Here is a 24110-nt window from a genome sequence, read left to right as displayed (position 1 = left end):
CTTTTTAAATGGAGTCGGGTATGCCGCTATGGAAACGAAGCTCGTTATCGGGGGATATGATTAACGCAGCCTCCACTTCCCCAAAAAAGCGCACCCGGTCGCTGATATCGCCACCGGCAATAAATTCTGCCAGCGCAAGATAGTCCTGATAATGACGCGCTTCTGAACGCAGCAGGGACAAATAAAACTTCTGCAGTTCGCCATCCAGATACGGAGCCAGAGCCGCAAAACGCTCGCACGACCGGGCTTCAATGTAGGCGCCGCAAATGAGTTTGTCGATAAGCATTACCGGCTCGTGGGTACGCGCTTCGCTCAGCAGACCTTTAGCGTAGCGGCTGGCGGTAATTTTTACGTAGGGAATGTTACGGTCAATCATTAGTTCGCGCACCTGCCAGAAATGGTGCAACTCTTCTTTGATAAGCAAAACCATACTGTCGATAAGCACCTGCCCCCAAATTGTGCGCGTTTTGGGCATCACGCTTTTGCTCAGGCCTTTATGCAGCGCGATAAAGTCCGGCTCCGCACCTTCACGAAAGGTAAAGTCTTCATAAGGCTTCAGCCAGTCCAGCAACGCCTGGGCGCTGGCCTTATCGGCGACGTATTTACGGATAAGCAGCATGGCGGTTTGCGCGGCTTTGAGTTCGCAAACCATATGATCGGTAAGCAACAAAGGCAGGTTTTCAGGCTCGCGAGCTTTGGCGATCCACGCATTGGGAGTCGGGCAGTGCAGGAAATTCAGGACCGGGGAGAGTAGCTCGGGGTAGTTCATGATTAAGTATTCGTGACCGTTTGAAATGCAGCGGCGGGGAGCCGCTGCACGGGAGAACTTAGTGACGCACGCCGTCGTCGTCTTCGTCCACAAAGTCTTCTTCGTCGCCTTCTTCACCTTCTTCGCCGTTCGGGTCTTCGTAATAGGTGCCCCAGCCGTCGTATTCCACGCCAAATTTCTCAGCGAGGTTCAGCAGTTGCTCAACCTGCTCGTCCAGCAGCTCAGCTTTCAGGGCGCATTCGCTCAGCACGTCGCAGCAGATGACGGTATCGCCCTCTTCCACTTCAAGCTCTTCCGGGTCGGTCACTTCATAACCCATTTTGAACGCTTCAACCGCTGCTTTTTCCAGGGTTTCGAAGTCGTCTGCAGAAAGGTGATGTTCGATGGTGTACAGCGCGTCCGGATCGCTGCCATCTTCCAGTAATTCTTCAATAATCAAACGCGTTTCTTCGCGCTGCTCTTCCAGCAGTTCTGGATTTGCCATGGCCCTTTCCTCAATGTGTCGGCAGATACTTCTATTTTCACACACGCATCGGTTTGCCTCCACCTTTCCCGAGAAAGATTTGCTATGCGGGGGTTGCAAATGAATATTCATACATATAAATTGAATTTTAATTCAATAAGTGGCATGAGCCATGTGAGGAAAAGATGAGTCACTTTTATCAAAAGCACTTTCTTAAATTACTGGATTTTACTCCGGCACAGCTCCACGATTTATTAACCCTTTCCGCAAAGCTTAAAGCCGATAAGAAAAAAGGCTGCGAAACTCAGCAGCTTACTGGTAAAAATATTGCGCTCATCTTCGAAAAAGACTCAACCCGCACACGATGCTCTTTCGAAGTTGCCGCTTATGACCAGGGCGCTCGCGTCACTTATCTCGGCCCAAGCGGCAGCCAAATCGGGCATAAAGAATCAATTAAAGATACCGCTCGCGTGCTGGGCCGCATGTACGACGGCATTCAGTATCGCGGCTACGGCCAGGAGATTGTCGAAACCCTGGCTGAATTTGCCGGCGTGCCGGTATGGAATGGCCTGACAAACGAATTCCATCCCACGCAGTTGCTGGCCGATTTACTGACCATGCAGGAACACCTGCCCGGCAAATCCCTGAGCGAAATGACGCTGGTTTATACCGGAGATGCGCGTAATAACATGGGCAATTCCATGCTGGAGGCCGCCGCGCTGACCGGGCTGGATCTCCGCCTTGTGGCGCCCAAAGCCTGCTGGCCGGATGAAAAGCTGGTTGCCGAATGTCAGTCGCTGGCCGGGCACACCGGTGGCAAAATCACTCTCACCGAAGACGTTGCAGCCGGCGTAAAAGGCGCGGACTTCATTTATACCGACGTGTGGGTATCAATGGGCGAAGCCAAAGAAAAATGGGCTGAACGTATCAGTCTGCTGCGTCCTTATCAGGTAAACAGCGCCATGCTCGGTCTTACAGGCAACCCGCAGGTCAAATTCCTGCATTGCCTGCCGGCTTTCCATGACGACCAGACGACGCTCGGTAAACAGATGGCGGAACAGTATGGTTTGCAGGGCGGGATGGAAGTCACGGACGAGGTATTTGAATCGCCAAACAGCGTGGTATTCGATCAGGCTGAAAACCGTATGCACACTATTAAGGCGGTGATGGTAGCGACGCTGGTTAAATAATTCCCCTACCCCGGCCCTCTTCCCAAAAGGGAGAGGGTTAGGGCGAGAGTAATGCGGGTTACTCAACCAGCATTTTCACTACTACCTTGCGCACGTTTTCAGGTTTGCCCACCGCACACAGCGGCTTATGCACTTCTCCTGGATAGAACACCACAAAATCCCCTTCGTTTAAGACGACGGTTTTTTCCTGTTCGCCTTCCGGCAGGAACGCGATGTCTTTGTCGGCCAGCCAGTCGGTATCAGGTTGACCCGCAGGCAGGCAGCTAAAGGTCATGCCCTCCTGGCCGCGCAAAACGATTTGAATATCCAGATAGCGTTGGTGGAATTCGGCTTTGCGTTCGGCAAAAGGCTGCGTGGTGTCTTCTGAGACCAGCATAAACAGCCGGTTGCCGTCGATATCATGCTTGCCGATTGGCGTTTGCGCAGTGATGTGCTGTTTAACGTGCTCAATGGCCTGGCGCAGCTCTTCAGGAAGCCAGTTTTGCAAAGAATGGATGTTGCCGATAATCATGATGCTGATCCTATTTTGAAACGATGTTTTATTAATTCTTTTATACGAGACTTCGCTTTTCATCGCCACGGCTTTTTCACCAAAACCTGTGCTAACGCATGTTTATCGCAAAAGATGTTACCGCTCTGATTCAGCCCACAAGTTTTTATGCAGTAAAAGAGCATAACCTCGGTTTTTCACTCGTATAAATCACATATAACTTTTTGTTTTATAAAAGTAATAATAAAAAACGCATTACCCGTCACGCTTTACATTCGCTGACTTAAGGCAATTTAAACCATAATTATTTTCGCTGTGGTCTTGCTGTAAAGATGGATTTTTTTTCATTATGCATAACCATGCAAGTGAGTTTAAAATAGCAATTAATTTCAAACGGTTAAGCTAATCACCTTTCTGCATAAAATAACATTCACATAACAAACATAAAATATAACAGGATATGTTTCGCTTAATTATTCATCCTCCATTCCGGGCTTATTTATCATTCTCTGACCATTATCAATTAATTAACTGAGAATTAAAAAGTCCCTTGAGTACGTGATAAACCTCACATTAAATAGCCCTCAGGAAATTAAGATACGCCACGAAGACATTTGAGAAACCTATTTCATCTGCGGTGCAATATATTTTGCATCACGGGCATTTTCATCTCCTGATTAATGTAAAGGAAGAGTCATGGACAAGCATTATGTCGGTTCCGAAATTGGACAATTACGCAGCGTCATGCTGCATCGCCCCAATCTCAGCCTGAAAAGACTGACCCCTTCAAATTGCCAGGAGCTTTTATTTGATGATGTATTATCGGTAGAGCGCGCAGGAGAAGAGCACGATATTTTCGCCAATACATTACGTGGCGAAGGCGTTGAGGTTTTATTACTGACCGACTTATTAACGCAAACCTTAGATATCAGCGATGCCAAAGCCTGGCTGCTGGATACGCAGATTTCCGACTATCGTCTGGGGCCTGCGTTTGCCTCGGATATTCGCGGTTGGCTGGCGGATATGCCACACCGTGAGCTGGCCCGGCGCCTCAGCGGCGGCCTGACCTACGGAGAAATCCCAACCTATATCCATAATATGGTAGTGGATACCCACCAGGCTACCGACTTTATTATGAAGCCGCTGCCAAACCATTTATTTACCCGCGACACATCGTGCTGGATTTATAACGGCGTATCTATTAACCCAATGGCTAAAGCCGCCCGCCAGCGCGAAACAAATAACCTGCGAGCTATTTATCGCTGGCATCCGGCCTTTACCGATGGAAACTTTATTAAATATTACGGCGACGACAATATTAATTATGACCATGCAACTTTAGAAGGTGGCGACGTATTAGTTATCGGGCGCGGCGCGGTGTTAATTGGCATGTCCGAACGTACAACGCCGCAGGGCGTGGAATTCCTTGCTGAATCATTATTCAAACATCAGCAGGCAACCCGCGTTATTGCCGTTGAATTGCCGAAACATCGCTCCTGCATGCATCTCGACACGGTCATGACGCATATCGATATCGACACTTTCTCCGTCTACCCGGAAGTGGTGCGCAAAGACGCCCAGTGCTGGACGCTCACCCCGGACGGCCACGGCGGCATCAAACGTCATCAGGAACCTCATTTGCTGCACGCCATTGAGCAAGCGCTGGGTATCGATCAGGTGCGCTTAATCACGACCGGCGGCGACGCCTTCGAAGCAGAACGCGAACAGTGGAACGACGCCAACAACGTGCTGACCGTCCGTCCGGGCGTGGTTATCGGTTACGAACGCAACATCTGGACCAACGAAAAATACGATAAGGCAGGCATCACCGTTCTGCCGATTCCGGGCGACGAACTGGGTCGTGGCCGCGGCGGCGCGCGCTGCATGAGCTGCCCGCTTGAACGTGACGGCATTTAAGGCAAGGAGAGAGAAATGGAACACAAACCCACGCTGGTTGTAGCACTCGGTGGAAATGCGCTGCTGAAAAGGGGCGAGCCGCTGGAAGCAGAAGTTCAGCGTAAAAATATCGATCTTGCGGCCAAAACCATTGCCCAGCTCACCGCCGCCTGGCGCGTCGTGCTGGTCCACGGCAACGGTCCACAGGTTGGGCTGCTGGCGCTGCAAAACAGCGCCTATCAAAAAGTAGCCCCTTACCCGCTCGATATTCTCGGCGCGGAAAGTCAGGGAATGATCGGCTACATGCTGCAGCAATCGCTTAAAAATCACCTGCCGGACAGGGAAGTCAGCGTGCTGCTCACACAGGTGGAAGTGGATGCCAGAGATCCGGCGTTCCAGAATCCAACCAAGTACATCGGCCCGGTGTATGACAAAGCGCAGGCCGACAGCCTGGTTGCCGAAAAAGGCTGGACGGTGAAAGCGGACGGCCAGTATTTCCGCCGCGTAGTGCCTTCGCCACAGCCAAAAAGAATCGTGGAAAGCGATGCGATTACGGCGCTTATCCAGCGCGATCATCTGGTGATTTGTAACGGCGGCGGCGGTGTGCCGGTGGTGGAAAAAGTGGATGGCTACCACGGTATTGAAGCGGTGATTGATAAAGATCTCTCTGCCGCGTTGCTGGCGCGCCAGATCGAAGCCGACGCCCTGCTGATCCTCACCGATGCCGAGGCGGTGTACCTCGACTGGGGGGAGCCGACGCAACGCCCGATTACCCACATCACCCCGCAAGAGCTGGAAGGCATGGCGTTTGACGCCGGGTCGATGGGGCCGAAAGTCGCAGCATGCAGCAAATTTGTCGCCCAGTGCCACGGCATCGCCGGGATCGGCGCGCTGGCGGACGGCCCGGCGATTCTGGCCGGTGAAAAAGGCACGCTAATTCGCGAATAGCCGTCGAAATCCTGTCGGGTGGCGCGGCGCTTACCCGACTTACAGAACCCGAACCGTAGACCGTAAGGTGGATAAGCGAAAGCGCCATCCAGCGGAAGCATTCAAAAGGATAACTAAAATGACTATCAACCTGAAAAAGCGCAATTTCCTGAAACTGCTGGACTTTAAACCAGCGGAAATTCAGTACCTGATCGATCTTGCGCGTGATCTGAAAGCGGCAAAAAAAGCCGGCACCGAGAAGAAAACCCTGGTCGGCAAAAACATCGCGCTGATTTTTGAAAAAACCTCCACCCGAACTCGCTGCGCCTTTGAAGTCGGCGCTTTCGACCAGGGTGCGCTGGTCACTTACCTCGGGCCAAGCGGCTCCCAGATTGGGCATAAGGAATCCATGAAGGATACCGCTCGCGTGCTTGGCCGCATGTATGACGGCATCGAATATCGCGGCTACGGCCAGGATATCGTCGAAGAGCTGGGCGAGTTCGCCGGAGTACCGGTGTGGAACGGGCTGACCAACGAATTCCACCCAACGCAAATTCTCGCGGATCTGATGACTATGCTTGAGCACGCGCCGGACAAAACGCTGCCGGAAATCGCCTTTGCCTACCTGGGCGACGCCCGCAACAACATGGGCAATTCTCTGATGGTGGGCGCGGCGAAAATGGGCATGGATATTCGCCTGGTCGCCCCGAAAGCCTTCTGGCCTGAACCTGCGCTGGTAGAACAATGCCGCGAGATAGCCAAAGAGACCGGCGGGCGCATCATGCTGACCGACAGCGTCGAAGAAGGCGTGGCGGGAGTTGATTTCCTCTACACCGACGTTTGGGTATCTATGGGCGAACCAAAAGAAGCCTGGGCCGAACGCGTGAGCATCATGAAGCCGTATCAGGTGAATCAGCGCGTACTCGATGCGACCGGCAACCCGAACGTGAAATTTATGCACTGCCTGCCCGCATTCCACAACGAACACACCAAAGTCGGTAAAGAAATTGAAGCGGAATACGGGCTTAAAGGGCTGGAGGTGACCGAAGACGTCTTCGAATCCCCGCATTCTATCGTCTTCGACGAAGCCGAAAACCGTATGCACACCATTAAAGCCGTCATGGTTGCCACACTCGGAGAGTAATCCCTCTGGCGGCGGGGGCAGCCTCGCCGCCAGGCGTGCATTCGTGCGGCAAACCCGCCGCAGGAGGAAAGGAAAATGGCCGATGTTACCCACGGGGATGTCAGCGCGACATCCGCAACAACAGAAAAAAAATTAGGGCTCAGCGCGCTGGTTGCGCTGGTTATTGGTTCGATGATTGGCGGCGGCGTCTTTAGCCTGCCGCAAAACTTTGGCTCCGTCGCCTCACCCGGCGCGTTACTGATTGGCTGGGTGATTACCGGCGTCGGCATGCTGTGTCTGGCTTTTATTTATCAAAACCTTAGTTCCCGCTGCCCTGAACTTGAAGGCGGCGTCTACAGCTACGCTCGCGCAGGGTTTGGTGATTTTATCGGTTTCCAGTCCGCCTGGGGCTACTGGTTCTCCGCCTGGCTTGGCAACGTCTCTTATGCGGTGCTGCTGTTTAGCGCCATGAGCTTTTTCATCCCGGTATTCGGCGAAGGAAACAACCTGCCTTCAATAATCGGCGCATCCGTAGTGCTGTGGCTGGTGCACGCACTGGTGCTGCGCGGCGTGCGTGAAGCGGCTTATATCAACACCATTTTAACCGTCGTGAAGGTCGTTATCCTGCTGGTATTCATCGTCGCCGTGCTGATCGCCTTTAAAATTGGCGTGTTCACCGCAGATTTCTGGGGTCGCATGATGATCGTTAACGGCCAGGAACCGGCGCTGTTCGATCAGGTGAAAAATACCATGCTGGTCACCACCTGGGTGTTTATCGGTATCGAAGGAGCAACGGTGGTTTCTGCCCGTGCGGCAAACCGCAGCGATATCGGTAAAGCAACCGTCATCGGCCTGCTGGGCGCACTGGCGATTTATGTGCTGGTGAGCGTGCTGTCGATGGGGATTTTGGATCAGGCCTCGCTTGCCGGACTCAAAAACCCGTCAATGGCTGGCGTGCTGGAAAATGTGGTTGGCCCATGGGGAGCGAAATTCGTCGCGGGCGGCGTGATTCTTTCGGTAGCCGGCGCCCTGCTTGCCTGGACGCTGTTTGCCGCAGAATTGCCTCGTGTCGCCGCGAACGACGGCATCTTCCCAAAAGTCTTCGCCAAAGAGAACGCCAGACACTCCCCTTCCTTCTCGCTGTGGATTACTAACGGCTTAATCCAGCTATTCCTGATCCTCACCCTGTTCTACGAAGCGGGCTATCAGGCGCTTTTCTCCATCGCTACCGCCGCAATACTGCCGCCGTATTTGTTCAGCGCCGCTTACGGTCTGAAGCTTGCCTGGACAGGTGAACGCTACGCAGACGGCGAATCCCGTACCGGCGGTATCGTGCTGGGCGTTATCGCCACGGTATATGGATTCTGGCTTTGCTATGCCGCCGGAGACTCCATGCTGCTCAGTTCGCTGTTGTTCACCCCAGGCCTTGCGGTCTTCCTGTGGCAGAAAAAGCAGCAGGGGCAACGGCTTCTGAAAGGCTACGAATGGGCCATCGTGGTGGCTTTGCTGCTGGTAGCCGCCTGGACATTAAAACTGGTTCTGGCGGGAGCCATACAGATTGCCTGACCGGCTTAACGCCCCGAAAGGGGCGTTAAATTCTGCAATAGAAAGAATTTACAACATTTATCGTTAAGGAAAATCTAAAAGTCAGATCTATCAAACAGTTTAAATCTATAAGCAGCGTAAATTAATCACCTATAGAAATCATGGAATAGTGAATACGATGAGGATCTCCCGCACGTCATCAGAGAAAGAGCAGAGCCAGCTTACGCTGTGCCAACGGCTTATCGTCCATAAAAGCTATCACTCCCAGGAAGAGCTGCGCCGGGATTTGCAGCGCCACGGCTTTGAAGCCATCAGCCAGTCCACGGTTTCCCGGCTGCTGAAGCTGCTCGGGGTGATTAAAATGCGCAACGCGAAGGGGCAAAAAATTTACGCCTTAAACCCACAGGAACAGCCGGAACCGGATGCCGCGCGTTCGGTGGCGGAAATGGTAATCAGCGTCGAACATAATGCGGAATTTATTATGATTCATGCCGTAGCAGGTTACGGGCGCGCGGTGGCAAAAATCCTTGATTACCGCGCCCTGCCGGAAATTTTAGGCGTTGTGGCAGGCAGCAGCGTGGTTTGGATTGCCCCGCGTGAGGTGCAAAAAACGCCGCAGGTGCATCGCCGCATTATGCAAACGCTGGGCTTACATTAGAAACACATAAGTATTCCCGGCAACCGATTGCTAAATGCCGAATAGTGTGAATTTACCGCTTGAAGTGTGAATGCACACGCGTATAATGCGCCACAATTTGCCGGGAGGAAGCATGGTTCAGCGTGTTCAAAAAATTGCCGCACCTCGTCGTCTGAAAGACGGCGCGACGCCGTTTTTCTTCCCGTTACATCAATCAATTTCAAAGGCCCCTCGTTGAGGGGCCTTTTTTTTGCCCGACGCCCGAGAACAGGAGATAAACATGGCTAATCCGCTGTATCAAAAACATATCATTTCCATAAACGATCTCAGTCGTGAAGAGCTTGAACTGGTGCTGTCTACCGCGGCGAAGCTGAAAGCGAACCCGCAGCCAGAACTGCTCAAACATAAGGTTATCGCCAGTTGCTTTTTTGAAGCCTCCACGCGCACTCGTCTCTCGTTCGAAACCTCCATTCACCGCCTGGGCGCTTCCGTTGTGGGCTTCTCCGACAGCAGCAATACGTCACTTGGCAAAAAAGGCGAAACGCTGGCCGATACCATCTCGGTTATCAGCACCTACGTCGACGCCATTGTGATGCGCCACCCGCAGGAAGGCGCGGCGCGTCTGGCAACTGAATTTTCCGGCAATGTGCCAATCCTGAACGCGGGTGACGGCGCGAACCAGCACCCAACCCAAACGCTGCTCGACCTGTTCACCATTCAGGAAACGCAGGGGCGCCTGGAAAACCTGAATATCGCGATGGTCGGCGATTTAAAATACGGCCGTACCGTGCATTCCCTGGCGCAGGCGCTGGCGAAGTTTACCGGCAACCGCTTCTACTTTATCGCCCCGAACGCGCTGGCAATGCCGAAGTACATCCTCGATATGCTCGATGAGAAAGGCATTGAGTGGAGCTGCCACGAAGCTATCGAAGACGTGGTGACCGAGCTGGATATTCTGTACATGACCCGCGTGCAGAAAGAGCGCCTCGATCCTTCTGAATATGCCAACGTGAAAGCCCAGTTTGTGCTGCGCGCAGCCGACCTGGCGGGCGCTCGCGAAAACATGAAGGTTCTGCATCCGCTGCCACGCGTGGATGAAATCACTACCGACGTGGATAAAACGCCTCACGCCTGGTATTTCCAGCAGGCAGGCAACGGCATTTTTGCTCGCCAGGCATTGCTGGCATTGGTTTTGAATCGCGAACTGGCTTAAGTGAGAGGAAAAAGAGATGACGCACGATAACAAATTACAAGTTGAAGCTATTAAACGCGGCACGGTTATCGACCATATCCCGGCGCAGGTAGGCTTTAAGCTGCTGACGCTATTCCAACTGACCGAAACCGAACAGCGCATTACCATCGGCCTGAACCTGCCCTCTCGCGAACAGGGCCGTAAGGATCTGATCAAGATTGAAAACACTTTCCTGACCGATGAGCAGGTAAACCAACTGGCGCTGTATGCGCCGCACGCCACCGTTAACCGCATCGACGAATATGAAGTGGTTGGAAAAAGTCGTCCTGCTTTGCCTGACCGCATCGAAAAAGTGCTGGTTTGCCCAAACAGCAACTGCATCAGCCGCAGCGAGCCGGTTTACTCCTCGTTCGCGGTGAAAAAGCGTGGCGAAGATATCAGCCTGAAGTGCAAATATTGTGAGAAAGAGTTCGCTCATCATGTGGTGCTGGCGGATTAGCACCACGGCTAATGACAACCTTGCTCCCTTCCCTATAATGGGCGGGAGCCGTTTTGTTTGTAGGGTGGATAAGCGTAAGCGTCATCCACCGCTCAACTGTTGGCGGGTGACGTGCAGCTTACCCGCCCTACGAACTTAGATAAGGAATAAAAATGTCTTCTCGTACTATCAGCACCGAAAACGCACCGGCAGCCATTGGCCCTTATGTTCAGGGCGTTGACCTTGGCAGCATGATCATCACTTCCGGTCAGATCCCGGTTGACCCAAAAACCGGCACCGTACCGAAAGATGTAGCCGCTCAGGCGCGTCAGTCTCTGGAAAACGTGCAGGCTATCGTTGAAGCAGCAGGCCTGAAGGTTGGCGATATCGTGAAAACCACGGTATTCGTAAAAGACCTCAACGACTTCGCCACGGTGAATGCCACCTACGAAGCCTTTTTCACCGAGCATAAAGCGACTTTCCCGGCGCGTTCCTGCGTGGAAGTGGCTCGTCTGCCAAAAGACGTAAAAATTGAAATTGAAGCGATTGCTGTTCGCCGTTAATTTCTGCAAAAACAAGAAATAAGGCCGCGCTCGCGGCCTTATTTGTCGGTTTATCTGGTGCTTGCGCGTAATAGCTTTTGCAGCGGATAAACGGCGGCGATAACCACTTCATCCTGAGTTTGCGCCGCATCATCAAGCTGTTTTTGAATCCCTTCCCGCTCGTCACCGCTTAACGTTCCCTGCCTGGCCACCAAATCAGTTAAACGCAGCCCTATTCCCGCCAGTTTATCAACGCTTTCCGCTACCGGTTTTAGCCCTTTCAGTTGGTAATTACCGTCAATCAGCGCCAGCACGTCCGGCGTGTTGCTCTGCCAGCGCGCAAAAGTGTGACGCAGGGATTCCGCGCTGGTGCCATCTTCCGGATCGGCGATAAGTTTATCCACCCAGCTATCCATAGAGCGAACCTGAATGCTTTCCGCTCCCAGCGCATCTGCAAAACGGTTTAGAGGTTCGAAATGATGGTAATTTCCGGCCTGGAACTTCAGATGCTGACGGGTGTAATACTGCGCGGGTTCCACCGCCTGGGCGAGGATCTGCAGCGGCAGAATATCCGGCGTTCCCGCAAGACGGGTCATTTGCTGCACGGCGGCGGTATGCTGGCGCAGGCCAACGGAGATGGTCGACCAGGCATCGATCGCCTGTAAGCGCTGATACATGTTATCGATGTCTTTCACCTCCTCCGTAGACCACAGGCGCTCCGCCACGGCGAAAGCGCGCGGCCAGAGTTTGATATCAAGCAGCGGAGAAGAAACGTTTTCCGCCCACAGCGCGGCTTCGCCGCCGAGAATATTGTCCATCTGTTCAGGCGTCGGCACCACCGGCTGCACGCCCTCCGGCACGTTATCCAGCTTTTGCCCGCTTGCCGGATAGCGCACGTTGCCCACCAGGAAATAACCGCTCAGTTTGTCCTGGTCTACCGTGACTACCGGCCGCGTCTCACCCATCCAGGTATCCACCGTGAAAGTGACCTGATGAGCATTCAGCCATTCGATATCGCGTACAGCGCGACGGGATTTGCCTTCGAAGTCGATAAATCCTCGCCAGCCGTTTTTGTTGTTTACCAGCGTGAAGCTGCCTTCCACAGGTTTGCCTTTCAGGCGCGGCATCGTGAAGAACCAGCTTTGCGCGCTATCGGCAGGGGTGATTTGATCGATCCCGCCCAGGCCCTGCGGCAGGATCTCATTGCGGTAGTGGTAAGCGGTTGACTGGGGTTGGTCGAGATAAAAGCCAGTCGATAAGATCCCTTTATAGCCATTCGCAGCCACCGTGCCCAAAGCGTCCTGTCCTTGCCAGGACTGGATCAGAATGCTTTTTGGCAGATCCGGATGATAAATCTCATCCCAGCCCATCATCTGGCGATGATGCTTTTCGAGGATTTTCTCCAGCCGCTGATTAAAATAAGTCTGCAGCGCGTGGGTATCGGCAATGTTGTGCTGTTTCATAAACGCCTGAATCGAGGCGGATTCTTTCCAGTGAGCATCGTCAACTTCATCACCGCCGATATGCAAATAGGCATCCGGGAAGATGGCCGTAAGTTCACCGATCAGGGTATCGACAAATTTGTAGGTGGCTTCGTTAGCCGGATTAAGCAGAGGTTTGAGTACGCCCCAGTGGCGCTCCATTTGATACGGTCCCGGCGCACTCATTAATTCCGGATAGGCCACCGCAATCGCCGAAGCGTGGCCTGGCAAATCCATTTCCGGCACCACGCGAATCCCTAGTTTTGTCGCATAACGCACCACTTCTTTCATCTGCGCCTGGGTGTAGAACTGCCCGTCGCTGGCAAGCTGCTGCAATTTGGGGTATTTCGTCGAGGAGAAGCGCCAGCCCTGATCGTCGGTAAGGTGCCAGTGGAAGACGTTGAATTTGGCGCTCGCCATACCGTCCAACTGGCGCAGAATATCCTCGATCGGTACAAAATGGCGTGCGGAATCCAGCAGCATGCCGCGCCATGGGAAGCGCGGCGTGTCTTTAATCGCCACGAAAGGAATAGAGGTATTTTGCGGCCCGTTCTGGATAAGCTGCAGCAGGGTTTCCATGCCGCGCATGGCGCCGAAACGCGTGTTGGCGGTCAGCTTAACCCCGTCCGCCGTCACGCTCAGCTCGTAGCTTTCATCGCTGTCAAGCCTGGGTAACGGACTGACAGCTTTATTGATGTGAATATCAATGGTTGGGTTTGAAGGATTGGCCTGTGCCGGTTGAAGCTGCCAGCCGGTTTGCTGCGCAATACGCTCACGCCAGCGTTCTGTGGCGCCTTCAAGTTTGTCGCCGCTGATTTTTATCGCCACCGCATTATCCAGCACCAGGCTGCCTTCCGCCGCCGGGCGAGTCACCTGCTGCGGCCAGGGCATCAACGGCAGGTCTCCTGCCGGGGCAGCATTTGCCTGGCAGGCGATGGAAATGCAGCCCGCTAACAAACTTAAACGTATTGATTTAAACATGAATATTCCTTTTGACGTGGCAAACCAGGTGACGGGCAAAAAAAGCAAAACACTCTGGTAACACGCGGAGAAATATTCCTCAAGGCCGCGGCGAGATGCAGATCACATCTCGCCAATTTAGGCTGTGATCCGCCCTTGATTACTGCCAGCCGTAACGACGGGCATAGAAACCTTTCACCGCCTGGGTCAGGGTCATATACCCCCCAAGAATCAGCACCAGCCATGGGAAGTAGCTAAGCGGCAGCGCCTGAAGATGCAGATAGCTTGCCAGCGGCGAGAACGGCAGCGCGATGCCCACCGCCATAACAATCAGCGTCATCACCATCAGCGGCCATGCGGCACGGCTTTGAATAAACGGAATGCGGCGGGTACGAATCATATGCACAATCAATGTTTGCGACAGTAAGCCCACCACGAACCAGCCGGACTGGAACAGGGTTTGCGCTTCCGGCACGTTAGCCTGGAATACCCACCACATGACGCAGAACGTCATGATGTCGAAGATGGAGCTGATTGGCCCGAAGAACACCATAAAGCGTCCTAAATCCGCCGGATTCCAGCGCTGCGGTTTAGCGATTTGCTCGTCGTCTACGTTATCAAACGGGATGGCCACCTGGGACACATCGTACAGCAGGTTCTGAATCAGCAAGTGAATCGGCAGCATCGGCAGGAACGGCAGGAAGGCGCTCGCCACCAGCACGCTGAACACGTTGCCGAAGTTAGAGCTGGCGGTCATTTTGATGTATTTCAGCATATTGGCAAAAGTACGACGCCCTTCGATTACGCCTTCTTCAAGCACCATCAGGCTTTTTTCGAGCAGGATGATATCCGCCGCTTCGCGGGCGATATCCACCGCCCCGTCAACGGAGATACCAATATCCGCCGCACGCAGCGCAGGCGCATCGTTGATGCCGTCCCCCATAAAACCGACAACGTGACCTTCGCCGCGCAACAGACGAACAATGCGTTCTTTGTGCATCGGCGTCAGGCGAGCAAATAGCGTGGTTCGCAGGGCAAGAGCGGCCAGTTCTTCATCCCTGAGATTTTCGATTTCGCAGCCGGTAACCCGCTCATCCACATCCAGCCCAACTTCACGACATACTTTCGCTGCGACCAGCTCGCTGTCGCCGGTGAGGATTTTGACGGTGATGCCGCTTTCCTTCAGCGCTTTCAGCGCCGGCGCGGTCGTCTCTTTCGGCGGATCGAGGAAAGCGATATAGCCTTCGAGGATCAGATCGGATTCATCGACGCGGCTGTAGTCTTCGTGGCGCGCCGGGAGGAATTTGGTCGCGACCGCAACCACGCGCAATCCCTGGCGATTAAGATCGTCGGTCACTCTGCGAATGCGTTTAAGCATCGCGTCGTTTAGCGGCACGATCTCATCGCCGTGGCGAACCTGAGTACAAACGCTCAGGATTTCCTGCAGCGCGCCTTTGCAAATGAGCTGATGAACTTCAGGCGATTCGGAAACCACCACCGACATGCGGCGGCGTTCAAAATCGAACGGAATTTCATCCACTTTCTGCCAGCGGGCCACGGCCCTGCGGGCATTTTCCGCATCCACCCCTTCCAGCACCGCCACATCCAGCAGATTTTTCAGGCCGGTCTGGTAATGGCTGTTCAGCCACGCCGTATACAGCACGCGGTCACTCACGCCGCCCAGAATATCGGTGTGCGTTTCCAGAATAATGCGATCCTGGGTCAGCGTGCCGGTTTTATCGGTACACAGAATATCCATTGCGCCGAAGTTCTGAATAGCGTCCAGATGTTTGACGATCACTTTCTGTTTCGAGAGTTTTACCGCGCCGCGGGCAAGGGTTGAGGTGACGATCATCGGCAGCATTTCAGGCGTCAGACCAACCGCAACGGAGAGCGAGAACAGCGCCGCCTCCCACCAGTCGCCTTTGGTGAATCCGTTGATCAGCAAGACCACCGGCACCATCACCAGCATAAAGCGGATCAACAGCCAGCTCACGCGGCTGATGCCTTTCTGGAACGCATTGGGTTCGTTTTCCTGCTGGGTTACGCGCCCGGCTAGCTGACCAAACCAGGTGTTGCCGCCAGTCGCTATCACCATCGCAAGCGCCGTACCGCTCACCACGTTGGTGCCCATAAAGCACAGCGTGTCGCATTCGAGCGGGTTGTTGTGCCGCGCTGCACGGCTTACCGCCGCTTTTTCTACCGGCAGCGATTCACCGGTTAACGAAGCCTGCGCCACGAACAGATCGCGAGCCTGGAGCACGCGTAAATCAGCCGGGATCATATCGCCCGCGGAAAGTTTTACGATATCGCCAGGCACAAGCTGGTCGAGGGGAATTTCGACATAGCTGCTCTTCCCTTTTTCGTTGATGACGCGCATTACCGTGGCCGTGTTGCTGACCATCGCTTTAAGCGCATCCGCCGCTTTGGTGGAGCGGGCTTCCTGAATAAAGTTAAGCAGCGTCGAGATGATAACCATCAGCGCGATAACGCCCGCGCCGAACAGGTCATCTTCTGTGGCATAAGAAAAAATGCCAAGCAGCGTCAGCAGCAGATTGAACGGGTTGCGATAGCAGCTCCACAGATGTTTCCACCACGGCGTCGGCGCCTGAGCGGGGATCTGATTCGGGCCGTGCGCTTCCAGCGCGTCTTCCACTTCCCGGATATTCAGGCCCTCAGGATGACTGGAAAACTCGCGATAGAGCTGCTCTTCGCTCGCGTAAGCGTATTTCAGGCACGCTTCACTAAGCGATGCAGGAATTTCTGCCGCAAGCGAGTCGGTTTTGCCATCCGGCATTGGGTCGCGCTGGATCAGACGGCGTGGCAAATGACGGCTAAGTTGTGAAAACAACTGCCGGGTCAGGTTTTTAAACAGCATAATAGTCCCTTAGCGCCGCAAAAGGCGGCGCCTGGCTGTCCTGCAGGCACGGCTTAGCCCACCTTGCAGGTCATATTTTTATTCAGCAGGGATCGACAAATTGTGCATCGCTGCCTTACGGATTCCGGTAAGGCAGTCGCTTCTTAGAAGGGCGTCTTACCGGATGGGTCCTGTTATCACAGGGTCTGGACTGGGATCGGGTTCCATGTCGCCTCCGGTTGAAGAAAAAAGAATGCTTTGTTACGCCGCCCGGCGCAGATCAAAGTGCGGATATACTACACCTGCAAAACTAAACCCTTTGTAAACCAGATTTTGCCCATTGCGGATTGTTGGGTAGCATTACTTAAATGTTTACATCACAAGCAATTGAATATCAGGAAAAACCAGAACAATGCCAAACCGCCTCACCATCAAAGATATCGCGCGACTCAGCGGCGTGGGTAAATCCACCGTCTCTCGTGTTCTGAACAATGAAAGCGGTGTCAGCGCGCGCACGCGTGAACGGGTGGAGGCGGTGATGCAGCAGGAAGGCTTCTCCCCTTCTCGTTCGGCACGCGCCATGCGTGGGCAAAGCGATAAAGTGGTGGCGATTATCGTGACGCGTCTGGATTCGCTCTCCGAAAATCTGGCGGTACAAACCATGCTGCCAAGCCTTTATGAGCAGGGCTACGATCCGATAATGATGGAAAGTCAGTTCGATCCGAAGCTGGTGGAAGAGCATTTGGGTATGCTCCAGCGCCGTAATATTGACGGCGTTATCCTGTTTGGTTTTACCGGCATTACCGAAAAAATGCTGCTTCCCTGGCAGTCCACGATGGTATTAATGGCGCGCGACGCCAAAGGATTCGCCTCCGTGTGTTATGACGACGAAGGGGCGATTAATCTTTTAATGTCCGCTCTTTACGCGCAAGGCCATCGCCATATCAGTTTTCTCGGCGTTCCCCACAACGATGCGACCACCGGTTTGCGGCGCCACGAGGCCTATCTGACTTTCTGCAAAAAACATAAGCTCACACCTAAGGTGGCGCTGCCGGGCCTTGCAATGAAACAAGGCTACGAGCACGTCGCTGAAGTGCTTCTGCCTGAAACCACCGCCCTGCTGTGCGCAACCGATACGCTCGCGCTGGGCGCCAGTAAATATCTCCAGGAGCACCAGCGCACCACGCTGCAGCTTGCAAGCGTCGGCAACACGCCGCTGATGAAGTTCCTTCACCCGGAAATCATCACCGTCGATCCCGGCTATGCGCAGGCTGGTCGGCAGGCGGCTTTACAGCTTATCGGCCAGATAACGCAAACGCTCAATATTCGCCAGCTCGTTATCCCGGGCACCCTTCAGTAAGCGCCTCGATCGGCGGTTTATTGTGATCGTCGCCTGATTTCGGGAACGTTCCCATTTTCGGCAAGATGATTAATCGATAACCTTATGGACAGGGCATTACTCTTTATTCGGGGCCACATAATGAGCAAAGTAAAACAACAGGATATCGACAGGCTGATAGAGCTGGTCGGCGGACGCGCAAATATCGCCACCGTCAGCCACTGTATTACCCGGCTGCGTTTTGTACTGAACAATCCGGCGATTGCGAGTCCGAAAGAAATCGAAAATCTGCCCATGGTAAAAGGCTGTTTTACCAACGCCGGGCAGTTTCAGGTGGTTATCGGCACAAACGTCGGCGATTACTATCAGGCGCTGATCTCTACCAGCGGCCACAGCACTGCAAATAAAGAACAGGCGAAACTGGCCGCGCGCCAGAACATGAAGTGGCACGAGCGTTTGATCTCGCATTTCGCAGAGATTTTCTTCCCGCTGCTGCCCGCGCTGATAAGCGGGGGTTTGATCCTCGGTTTCCGCAACGTGATTGGCGATTTGCCGATGAGCAACGGCCAGACGCTGGCGCAGATGTACCCGTCGCTGCAAAGTATTTATGATTTCCTGTGGCTTATCGGCGAGGCGATTTTCTTCTATTTACCGGTAGGGATTTGCTGGTCCGCCGTGCGCAAAATGGGCGGGACGCCTATCCTTGGTATCGTGCTCGGCGTAACGCTTGTTTCGCCGCAGCTAATGAACGCCTACGATTTGGGGACTAAAATTCCTGAGGTGTGGAACTTCGGCCTGTTTACCATCGCGAAAGTGGGCTACCAGGCGCAGGTTATTCCGGCCTTGCTGGCGGGCCTCGCTCTTGGCTTTATTGAGACGCGTCTGAAACGCATTGTGCCGGATTACCTCTATCTTGTAATAGTGCCCGTGTGCTCGCTGATCCTGGCGGTGTTTCTCGCCCACGCGTTTATCGGGCCGTTCGGACGCTGGATTGGCGACGGCGTAGCCTTCGCGGTTCGCCATCTGATGACCGGCAGTTTTGCACCGATTGGCGCGGCGCTTTTTGGCTTCCTGTATGCGCCGCTGGTGATAACCGGCGTTCATCAGACCACGCTCGCCATAGATATGCAGATGATTCAGAACATGGGCGGGACGCCGGTCTGGCCGCTGATTGCGCTGTCTAACATCGCTCAGGCTTCAGCGGTTGTGGGCGTTATTATTTGCAGCCGAAAAAACAACGAACGTGAGATTTCAGTTCCGGCGGCGATCTCGGCCTATCTCGGCGTCACCGAACCGGCAATGTACGGGATCAACCTGAAGTACCGCTTCCCGATGCTGTGCGCGATGGTCGGCTCCGGTATTGCAGGCCTGCTGTGCGGCCTGAACGGTGTGATGGCGAACGGTATCGGCGTTGGCGGCCTGCCGGGCATTCTGTCGATTCAGCCGCGCTACTGGGAGGTTTACTCCATTGCCATTGTGATTGCAGTGGTCGTACCGATTATGCTGACAACCGCGGTGTACAAACGCAAATACCGTCAGGGCACCCTGTTGGTGGTTTAGGTTGGTGATTTAGTTTTTACCGGGGCCAGCTATTGGCCCCTTAGCTTTAGGAAAGCGCTATGAATACAACGCCTCCGTGGTGGCAACATGGTGTCATCTATCAGATCTACCCGAAGAGTTTTCAGGATACGACCGGCAACGGAACCGGTGATTTAATCGGCGTAATCAAGCGCCTCGACTATCTCAAACTGCTGGGCGTCGACGCTATCTGGCTCACGCCCTTCTACGTTTCGCCTCAGGTGGATAACGGTTATGACGTAGCGAACTACTGCGCCATCGACCATAACTACGGCACGCTGGATGATTTCGATTTGCTGGTCGCCGAAGCGCACGAGCGCGGGATCCGCATCATCCTTGATATGGTGTTTAACCATACTTCCACGCAGCACGCCTGGTTTCATGAGTCGCTGAACCCTGAAAGTTCGTTCCGGGAGTTCTATATCTGGCGCGACGGTACGCCGGATATTTTACCTAACAACTGGCGTTCTAAATTTGGCGGCAACGCCTGGCGCTGGCACGCGGAAAGCGGTCAGTATTATCTGCACCTCTTTGCCCCGGAGCAGGCGGATCTCAACTGGGAGAATCCGCAGGTGCGCGCCGAGCTGAAAAAAGTTTGCGAGTTCTGGGCCGATCGCGGCGTGGACGGTTTGCGTCTGGATGTGATCAACCTTATCTCCAAAGATCAGGATTTCCCGAACGATATCGAGGGAGGCGATGGACGCCGTTTTTATACCGACGGGCCGCGCATTCATGAATATTTGCAGGAGTTCAGCCGCGATGTGTTTACTCCACGCGGTTTGATGACGGTGGGCGAAATGTCCTCCACTACCCTCGACAACTGCCAGCAGTATGCCGCGCTGGACAGCAACGAGCTGTCGATGACCTTTAACTTCCACCATCTGAAAGTGGATTATCCAGGCGGACATAAATGGACGCTGGCGGAGCCGGATTTTGTGGCGCTGAAGGCGATTTTCAGCCACTGGCAGCAGGGAATGCACAACGTGGCATGGAACGCGTTGTTCTGGTGTAACCACGATCAGCCGCGCATCGTTTCCCGCTTCGGCGACGAAGGCGAACTACGCGTACCGGCGGCGAAAATGCTGGCGATGGTGCTGCATGGCATGCAGGGCACGCCGTATATCTACCAGGGCGAAGAGCTGGGGATGACCAACCCGCATTTCACTCGCATTATTGATTATCGCGATGTGGAAAGTCACAACATGTACGCCGAGCTGCGTGCTCAGGGGCGCGACAGCGATAACCTGCTGGCGATCCTTGCGAGTAAATCCCGCGATAATAGCCGCACGCCAATGCAGTGGGACAACGGTGAAAACGCAGGGTTTACCAAAGGTACGCCGTGGATAGGCCTGTGTGACAACTATCAAACGATTAACGCCAAAGCCGCGGTGGACGATCCTGACTCCGTGTTTTATGCCTATCAGCGCCTTATCAAGCTGCGCAAAGCTCAGCCGGTCTTTACCTGGGGCAACTATCAGGATCTGTTGCCGGAGCATCCTTATCTGTGGTGCTACCGCCGCGAATGGCAGGGCCAAACGCTGGTCGTTGCGGCAAACCTTAGCCGCAATAATCAGTGGTGGATGCCGGAAGCTTTCGCAGGCGACTGGGAAGTGCTGATGAGCAACTACGCCGAAGCGGCAGGTAAACCCGGTGAGATCAGCTTGCGGCCTTATGAGGCGGTTTACTGGTTGCAGAATTAAGTCGCGCTCGCCCTTGCCATTTGATTATCTCCTTCGCATGAGGGAGATAATTCACTTCACTAACCCCCGCCCTTCCTGTACCGCCCGATTTACTTTGTTCTGAATCAATAAAACCGCAAACATCTTTGATGCATACACTATATATAGACTTTAAAATGCCATTCGGCCCTACATCTTGTATTTATCGACTATTATAGCAACAAGACCCACAGCATAACTCTGGGGATTATCTGTGGATAAAACGGGCCGAAATCCGGAACCTCGTGGCAAAACGAGTGGTAATCCGCTTCCGGAATCATCCATCCCTTTGTGGATAACCTTTTTTAAATGGAGAGATCATGACACCGCATGTGATGAAAAGAGACGGGTGCAAAGTGCCTTTCACTTCAGAGCGCATAAAAGAAGCTATTCTTCGTGCAGCTAAAGCAGCGGGAGTCGATGACGCAGATTATTGCGCCACCGTCGCAGATATCGTTAGCCAGCAGATGGAAGGACGCAGCCAGGTGGATATTGGCGAAATCCAGACTGCGGTAGAGAACCAGTTGATGGCAGGTAACTACAAACAACTGGCACGGTCCTATATTGAATACCGCCACGATCGCGATATCGAACGTGAAAAGCGTGGTCGTCTGAATCAGGAGATCCGTGGTCTGGTTGAACAAACCAACTCTGCCCTGCTAAATGAAAACGCCAACAAAGACAGTAAGGTGATCCCAACCCAGCGCGATTTGCTGGCCGGTATTGTCGCCAAGCACTATGCCAAGCAGCATCTTCTGCCGCGCGACGTGGTGCAGGCTCACGAACGTGGCGATATTCATTACCACGATCTCGATTATTCTCCGTTTTTCCCGATGTTTAACTGCATGCTTATCGATCTCAAAGGCATGCTGACCCACGGCTTTAAGATGGGTAACGCGGAAATCGAGCCGCCAAAATCTATCTCTACCGCGACCGCCGTCACCGCGCAGATTATTGCTCAGGTCGCCAGCCATATTTACGGCGGGACCACCATTAACCGTATCGATGAAATACTGGCGCCCTTTGTGTCGGCAAGCTTCACGAAGCACCGTAAGGCCGCTGAAGAGTGGCAGGTCCCGGACGCTGAAGGCTATGCCCGCTCACGCACGGAAAAAGAGTGCTACGACGCTTTCCAGTCGCTGGAATATGAAGTGAATACGCTGCATACCGCCAACGGCCAGACGCCGTTTGTCACCTTTGGTTTCGGGTTGGGCACGAGCTGGGAATCGCGCCTGATTCAAACATCGATTCTGCGCAACCGCATTGCGGGCCTCGGCAAAAACCGCAAAACCGCGGTATTCCCGAAACTGGTTTTCGCTATTAAAGACGGCCTGAACCACAAATTTGGCGACGCCAACTACGATATCAAGCAGCTTGCCCTTGAATGCGCCAGCAAGCGCATGTACCCGGACATTCTCAATTACGATCAGGTCGTGAAAGTGACCGGCTCGTTCAAAACGCCAATGGGCTGCCGCAGCTTCCTCGGCGTGTATGAAGAAAACGGCGAGCAAATCCATGATGGCCGTAACAATATCGGCGTAATCAGCCTCAACCTGCCGCGCATCGCGCTCGAAGCGCAAGGCGACGAAGCGCGTTTCTGGGAATTACTTGATAGCCGCCTGGAGCTGGCGCACAAAGCGCTGATGACGCGAATTGCTCGTCTGGAAGGCGTGAAAGCGCGCGTGGCGCCAATTTTATATATGGAAGGCGCTTGCGGCGTGCGTCTGAAAGCGGACGACGACGTTTCTGAAATCTTCAAAAATGGCCGCGCTTCTATTTCGCTTGGTTATATCGGCATTCATGAAACGGTGAATGCGCTGTTTGGCAATCAACATGTTTACGACAGCGAAGCGCTGCGCGAAAAAGCCCTGGCGATTGTTGCGCGTCTGCGCGAAGCCACCGAGACCTGGAAAAATGAAACAGGTTACGGTTTCAGCCTGTACAGCACGCCAAGTGAGAACCTGTGTGACCGCTTCTGCCGCCTTGATACCGCTGAATTTGGCGTGGTGCCGGGCGTAACGGACAAAGGCTATTACACCAACAGCTTCCATCTGGACGTTGAGAAAAAGGTCAATCCGTACGACAAAATTGATTTTGAAGCGCCTTATCCGAAGCTTGCGAACGGCGGCTTCATTTGCTACGGCGAATACCCGAATATTCAGCACAACCTGCGCGCGCTGGAAGATGTCTGGGATTACAGCTATCAGCACGTGCCGTATTACGGCACCAACACGCCAATCGACGAATGCTACGAATGCGGCTTTACCGGCGAGTTTGAGTGCACCAGCAAAGGCTTTACCTGCCCGAAATGCGGTAACCACGACGCGGCGCGCGTTTCTGTTACCCGCCGTGTGTGCGGCTATCTCGGCAGCCCGGATGCGCGTCCGTTTAACGCCGGCAAGCAAGAAGAAGTGAAACGCCGCGTGAAGCACCTTGGCAACGGGCAGATTGACTAAGTGAATATGCATCAGTACTACCCGGTCGATATCGTTAACGGGCCGGGTACCCGCTGCACGCTGTTTGTTTCCGGCTGCGTGCATGAGTGCCCCGGGTGCTACAACAAAAGCACCTGGCGGCTAAACTCAGGCGTGGCTTTCACCCGGGAAATGGAAGATCGAATAATCAGCGATTTGAATGATACGCGGATACATCGCCAGGGATTGTCGCTTTCCGGCGGCGATCCTCTTCATCCGCAAAACGTAGCGGATATTCTGAAGCTGGTACGGCGCGTGCGGGCCGAATGTCCCGGCAAGGACATCTGGATGTGGACAGGTTATAAACTGGATGAGCTAACCGACGCACAGCATGAAGTGGTTGAGTTAATCAATGTGCTGGTCGACGGCAAATTTGTTCAGGATTTGAAAGACCCGGCGCTTATCTGGCGCGGCAGCGGCAATCAGGTCGTTCACTATCTGCGATAAAAGC

General features: G+C 53.8%; 20 protein-coding genes. 15 read left to right on the top strand and 5 right to left on the bottom strand.

Going from position 1 to position 24110, the window contains the following annotated elements; translation table 11 throughout:
* Positions 1-4: 4 nt before the first annotated feature.
* On the bottom strand, positions 5-769 hold the full coding sequence (miaE, locus tag MUA00_RS15425; RefSeq protein ID WP_271123900.1) for a tRNA isopentenyl-2-thiomethyl-A-37 hydroxylase MiaE: 765 nt from the start codon (positions 767-769) through the stop codon (positions 5-7).
* A 58-nt stretch (positions 770-827) separates the two neighbouring features.
* Positions 828-1253 (bottom strand): ribonuclease E inhibitor RraB, encoded by a 426-nt coding sequence (rraB, locus tag MUA00_RS15420; RefSeq protein ID WP_271123899.1) that lies wholly within the window; start codon positions 1251-1253, stop codon positions 828-830.
* Positions 1254-1337: 84 nt separating this feature from the next.
* On the opposite strand from rraB, the gene argL reads away from it, so the two are divergent.
* Both argL and argF (MUA00_RS15415) read left to right on the top strand, forming a co-directional pair.
* Positions 1338-1421 carry a putative translational regulatory protein ArgL gene (gene argL / locus MUA00_RS21340; RefSeq protein WP_408639719.1) on the top strand — a complete coding sequence of 28 codons (84 nt, stop codon included), beginning with the start codon at positions 1338-1340 and terminating at the stop codon, positions 1419-1421.
* Positions 1418-2422: an ornithine carbamoyltransferase gene (argF, locus tag MUA00_RS15415; protein WP_271123898.1), complete on the top strand. Its 1005-nt coding sequence runs from the start codon at positions 1418-1420 to the stop codon at positions 2420-2422. The genes argL and argF (MUA00_RS15415) overlap by 4 nt, the downstream gene beginning before the upstream one ends.
* A gap of 58 nt (positions 2423-2480) precedes the next feature.
* On the opposite strand, the gene MUA00_RS15410 is transcribed toward argF (MUA00_RS15415), so the two are convergent.
* The gene (locus MUA00_RS15410; protein WP_271123897.1) at positions 2481-2933 is read right to left on the bottom strand and encodes a YhcH/YjgK/YiaL family protein; all 453 of its coding nucleotides are present in this window, start codon (positions 2931-2933) and stop codon (positions 2481-2483) included.
* Between the two features lie 675 nt (positions 2934-3608).
* On the opposite strand from MUA00_RS15410, the gene arcA reads away from it, so the two are divergent.
* The 8 genes from arcA to ridA all read left to right on the top strand — a co-directional run bounded on the left by arcA (position 3609) and on the right by ridA (position 11273).
* Positions 3609-4829 carry an arginine deiminase gene (gene arcA / locus MUA00_RS15405; RefSeq protein WP_271123896.1) on the top strand — a complete coding sequence of 407 codons (1221 nt, stop codon included), beginning with the start codon at positions 3609-3611 and terminating at the stop codon, positions 4827-4829.
* A 15-nt stretch (positions 4830-4844) separates the two neighbouring features.
* Entirely contained in the window at positions 4845-5756 is a 912-nt protein-coding gene (locus MUA00_RS15400; protein WP_271123895.1) for a carbamate kinase, read from the top strand.
* 118 nt (positions 5757-5874) lie between these two features.
* On the top strand, positions 5875-6879 hold the full coding sequence (gene argF, locus MUA00_RS15395) for an ornithine carbamoyltransferase (protein WP_271123894.1): 1005 nt from the start codon (positions 5875-5877) through the stop codon (positions 6877-6879).
* Positions 6880-6954: 75 nt separating this feature from the next.
* Positions 6955-8424, top strand: a complete 1470-nt coding sequence (arcD, locus tag MUA00_RS15390; RefSeq protein WP_271123893.1) for an arginine-ornithine antiporter — start codon at positions 6955-6957, stop codon at positions 8422-8424.
* Between the two features lie 157 nt (positions 8425-8581).
* Positions 8582-9061, top strand: a complete 480-nt coding sequence (locus tag MUA00_RS15385; protein WP_271123892.1) for an arginine repressor — start codon at positions 8582-8584, stop codon at positions 9059-9061.
* A 259-nt stretch (positions 9062-9320) separates the two neighbouring features.
* Positions 9321-10253: an aspartate carbamoyltransferase gene (pyrB, locus tag MUA00_RS15380; RefSeq protein ID WP_271123891.1), complete on the top strand. Its 933-nt coding sequence runs from the start codon at positions 9321-9323 to the stop codon at positions 10251-10253.
* 16 nt (positions 10254-10269) lie between these two features.
* A complete protein-coding gene (gene pyrI / locus MUA00_RS15375) occupies positions 10270-10731 on the top strand; it encodes an aspartate carbamoyltransferase regulatory subunit (RefSeq protein ID WP_271123890.1) in 462 nt (153 codons plus the stop codon).
* A gap of 152 nt (positions 10732-10883) precedes the next feature.
* Positions 10884-11273: a 2-iminobutanoate/2-iminopropanoate deaminase gene (gene ridA, locus MUA00_RS15370; protein ID WP_271123889.1), complete on the top strand. Its 390-nt coding sequence runs from the start codon at positions 10884-10886 to the stop codon at positions 11271-11273.
* A 50-nt stretch (positions 11274-11323) separates the two neighbouring features.
* On the opposite strand, the gene MUA00_RS15365 is transcribed toward ridA, so the two are convergent.
* Positions 11324-13714, bottom strand: coding sequence for a beta-N-acetylhexosaminidase (locus MUA00_RS15365; protein ID WP_271123888.1), 2391 nt, complete (start codon positions 13712-13714; stop codon positions 11324-11326).
* 139 nt (positions 13715-13853) lie between these two features.
* Positions 13854-16571 carry a magnesium-translocating P-type ATPase gene (gene mgtA / locus MUA00_RS15360; RefSeq protein ID WP_408639716.1) on the bottom strand — a complete coding sequence of 906 codons (2718 nt, stop codon included), beginning with the start codon at positions 16569-16571 and terminating at the stop codon, positions 13854-13856.
* A gap of 391 nt (positions 16572-16962) precedes the next feature.
* On the opposite strand from mgtA, the gene treR reads away from it, so the two are divergent.
* The 5 genes from treR to nrdG all read left to right on the top strand — a co-directional run bounded on the left by treR (position 16963) and on the right by nrdG (position 24106).
* Positions 16963-17910, top strand: coding sequence for a trehalose operon repressor TreR (gene treR, locus MUA00_RS15355; protein WP_271123887.1), 948 nt, complete (start codon positions 16963-16965; stop codon positions 17908-17910).
* 120 nt (positions 17911-18030) lie between these two features.
* Complete coding sequence (treB, locus tag MUA00_RS15350) at positions 18031-19449, top strand: PTS trehalose transporter subunit IIBC (RefSeq protein ID WP_271123886.1); 1419 nt, start codon at positions 18031-18033, stop codon at positions 19447-19449.
* A 59-nt stretch (positions 19450-19508) separates the two neighbouring features.
* Positions 19509-21167, top strand: a complete 1659-nt coding sequence (gene treC, locus MUA00_RS15345) for an alpha,alpha-phosphotrehalase (RefSeq protein ID WP_271123885.1) — start codon at positions 19509-19511, stop codon at positions 21165-21167.
* Between the two features lie 338 nt (positions 21168-21505).
* Positions 21506-23641, top strand: a complete 2136-nt coding sequence (gene nrdD, locus MUA00_RS15340; RefSeq protein ID WP_271123884.1) for an anaerobic ribonucleoside-triphosphate reductase — start codon at positions 21506-21508, stop codon at positions 23639-23641.
* Positions 23642-24106, top strand: coding sequence for an anaerobic ribonucleoside-triphosphate reductase-activating protein (gene nrdG / locus MUA00_RS15335; RefSeq protein WP_271123883.1), 465 nt, complete (start codon positions 23642-23644; stop codon positions 24104-24106). It begins immediately after the preceding gene.
* Positions 24107-24110: the final 4 nt, after the last annotated feature.

This window comes from Dryocola boscaweniae, from assembly GCF_025215095.1.
In the GTDB taxonomy this organism is placed as follows: Bacteria; Pseudomonadota; Gammaproteobacteria; order Enterobacterales; family Enterobacteriaceae; genus Dryocola; species Dryocola boscaweniae.
Note: the sequence above shows the minus strand (reverse complement) of the source record. Positions and strands in the feature narration are given on the sequence as shown.

Bases quoted from the DNA above. Each gene is read 5' to 3' on its own strand.
- miaE (WP_271123900.1), bottom strand. From the start codon at position 769: ATGAACTACCCCGAGCTACTCTCCCCGGTCCTGAATTTCCTGCACTGC.
- argL (WP_408639719.1), top strand. From the start codon at position 1,338: ATGCGGGGGTTGCAAATGAATATTCATACATATAAATTGAATTTTAAT.
- treC (WP_271123885.1), top strand. From the start codon at position 19,509: ATGAATACAACGCCTCCGTGGTGGCAACATGGTGTCATCTATCAGATC.
- pyrB (WP_271123891.1), top strand. From the start codon at position 9,321: ATGGCTAATCCGCTGTATCAAAAACATATCATTTCCATAAACGATCTC.
- arcA (WP_271123896.1), top strand. From the start codon at position 3,609: ATGGACAAGCATTATGTCGGTTCCGAAATTGGACAATTACGCAGCGTC.
- mgtA (WP_408639716.1), bottom strand. From the start codon at position 16,571: ATGCTGTTTAAAAACCTGACCCGGCAGTTGTTTTCACAACTTAGCCGT.
- argF (WP_271123898.1), top strand. From the start codon at position 1,418: ATGAGTCACTTTTATCAAAAGCACTTTCTTAAATTACTGGATTTTACT.
- pyrI (WP_271123890.1), top strand. From the start codon at position 10,270: ATGACGCACGATAACAAATTACAAGTTGAAGCTATTAAACGCGGCACG.
- MUA00_RS15400 (WP_271123895.1), top strand. From the start codon at position 4,845: ATGGAACACAAACCCACGCTGGTTGTAGCACTCGGTGGAAATGCGCTG.
- MUA00_RS15365 (WP_271123888.1), bottom strand. From the start codon at position 13,714: ATGTTTAAATCAATACGTTTAAGTTTGTTAGCGGGCTGCATTTCCATC.
- MUA00_RS15410 (WP_271123897.1), bottom strand. From the start codon at position 2,933: ATGATTATCGGCAACATCCATTCTTTGCAAAACTGGCTTCCTGAAGAG.
- nrdD (WP_271123884.1), top strand. From the start codon at position 21,506: ATGACACCGCATGTGATGAAAAGAGACGGGTGCAAAGTGCCTTTCACT.
- ridA (WP_271123889.1), top strand. From the start codon at position 10,884: ATGTCTTCTCGTACTATCAGCACCGAAAACGCACCGGCAGCCATTGGC.
- MUA00_RS15385 (WP_271123892.1), top strand. From the start codon at position 8,582: ATGAGGATCTCCCGCACGTCATCAGAGAAAGAGCAGAGCCAGCTTACG.
- rraB (WP_271123899.1), bottom strand. From the start codon at position 1,253: ATGGCAAATCCAGAACTGCTGGAAGAGCAGCGCGAAGAAACGCGTTTG.
- argF (WP_271123894.1), top strand. From the start codon at position 5,875: ATGACTATCAACCTGAAAAAGCGCAATTTCCTGAAACTGCTGGACTTT.
- arcD (WP_271123893.1), top strand. From the start codon at position 6,955: ATGGCCGATGTTACCCACGGGGATGTCAGCGCGACATCCGCAACAACA.
- treB (WP_271123886.1), top strand. From the start codon at position 18,031: ATGAGCAAAGTAAAACAACAGGATATCGACAGGCTGATAGAGCTGGTC.
- treR (WP_271123887.1), top strand. From the start codon at position 16,963: ATGCCAAACCGCCTCACCATCAAAGATATCGCGCGACTCAGCGGCGTG.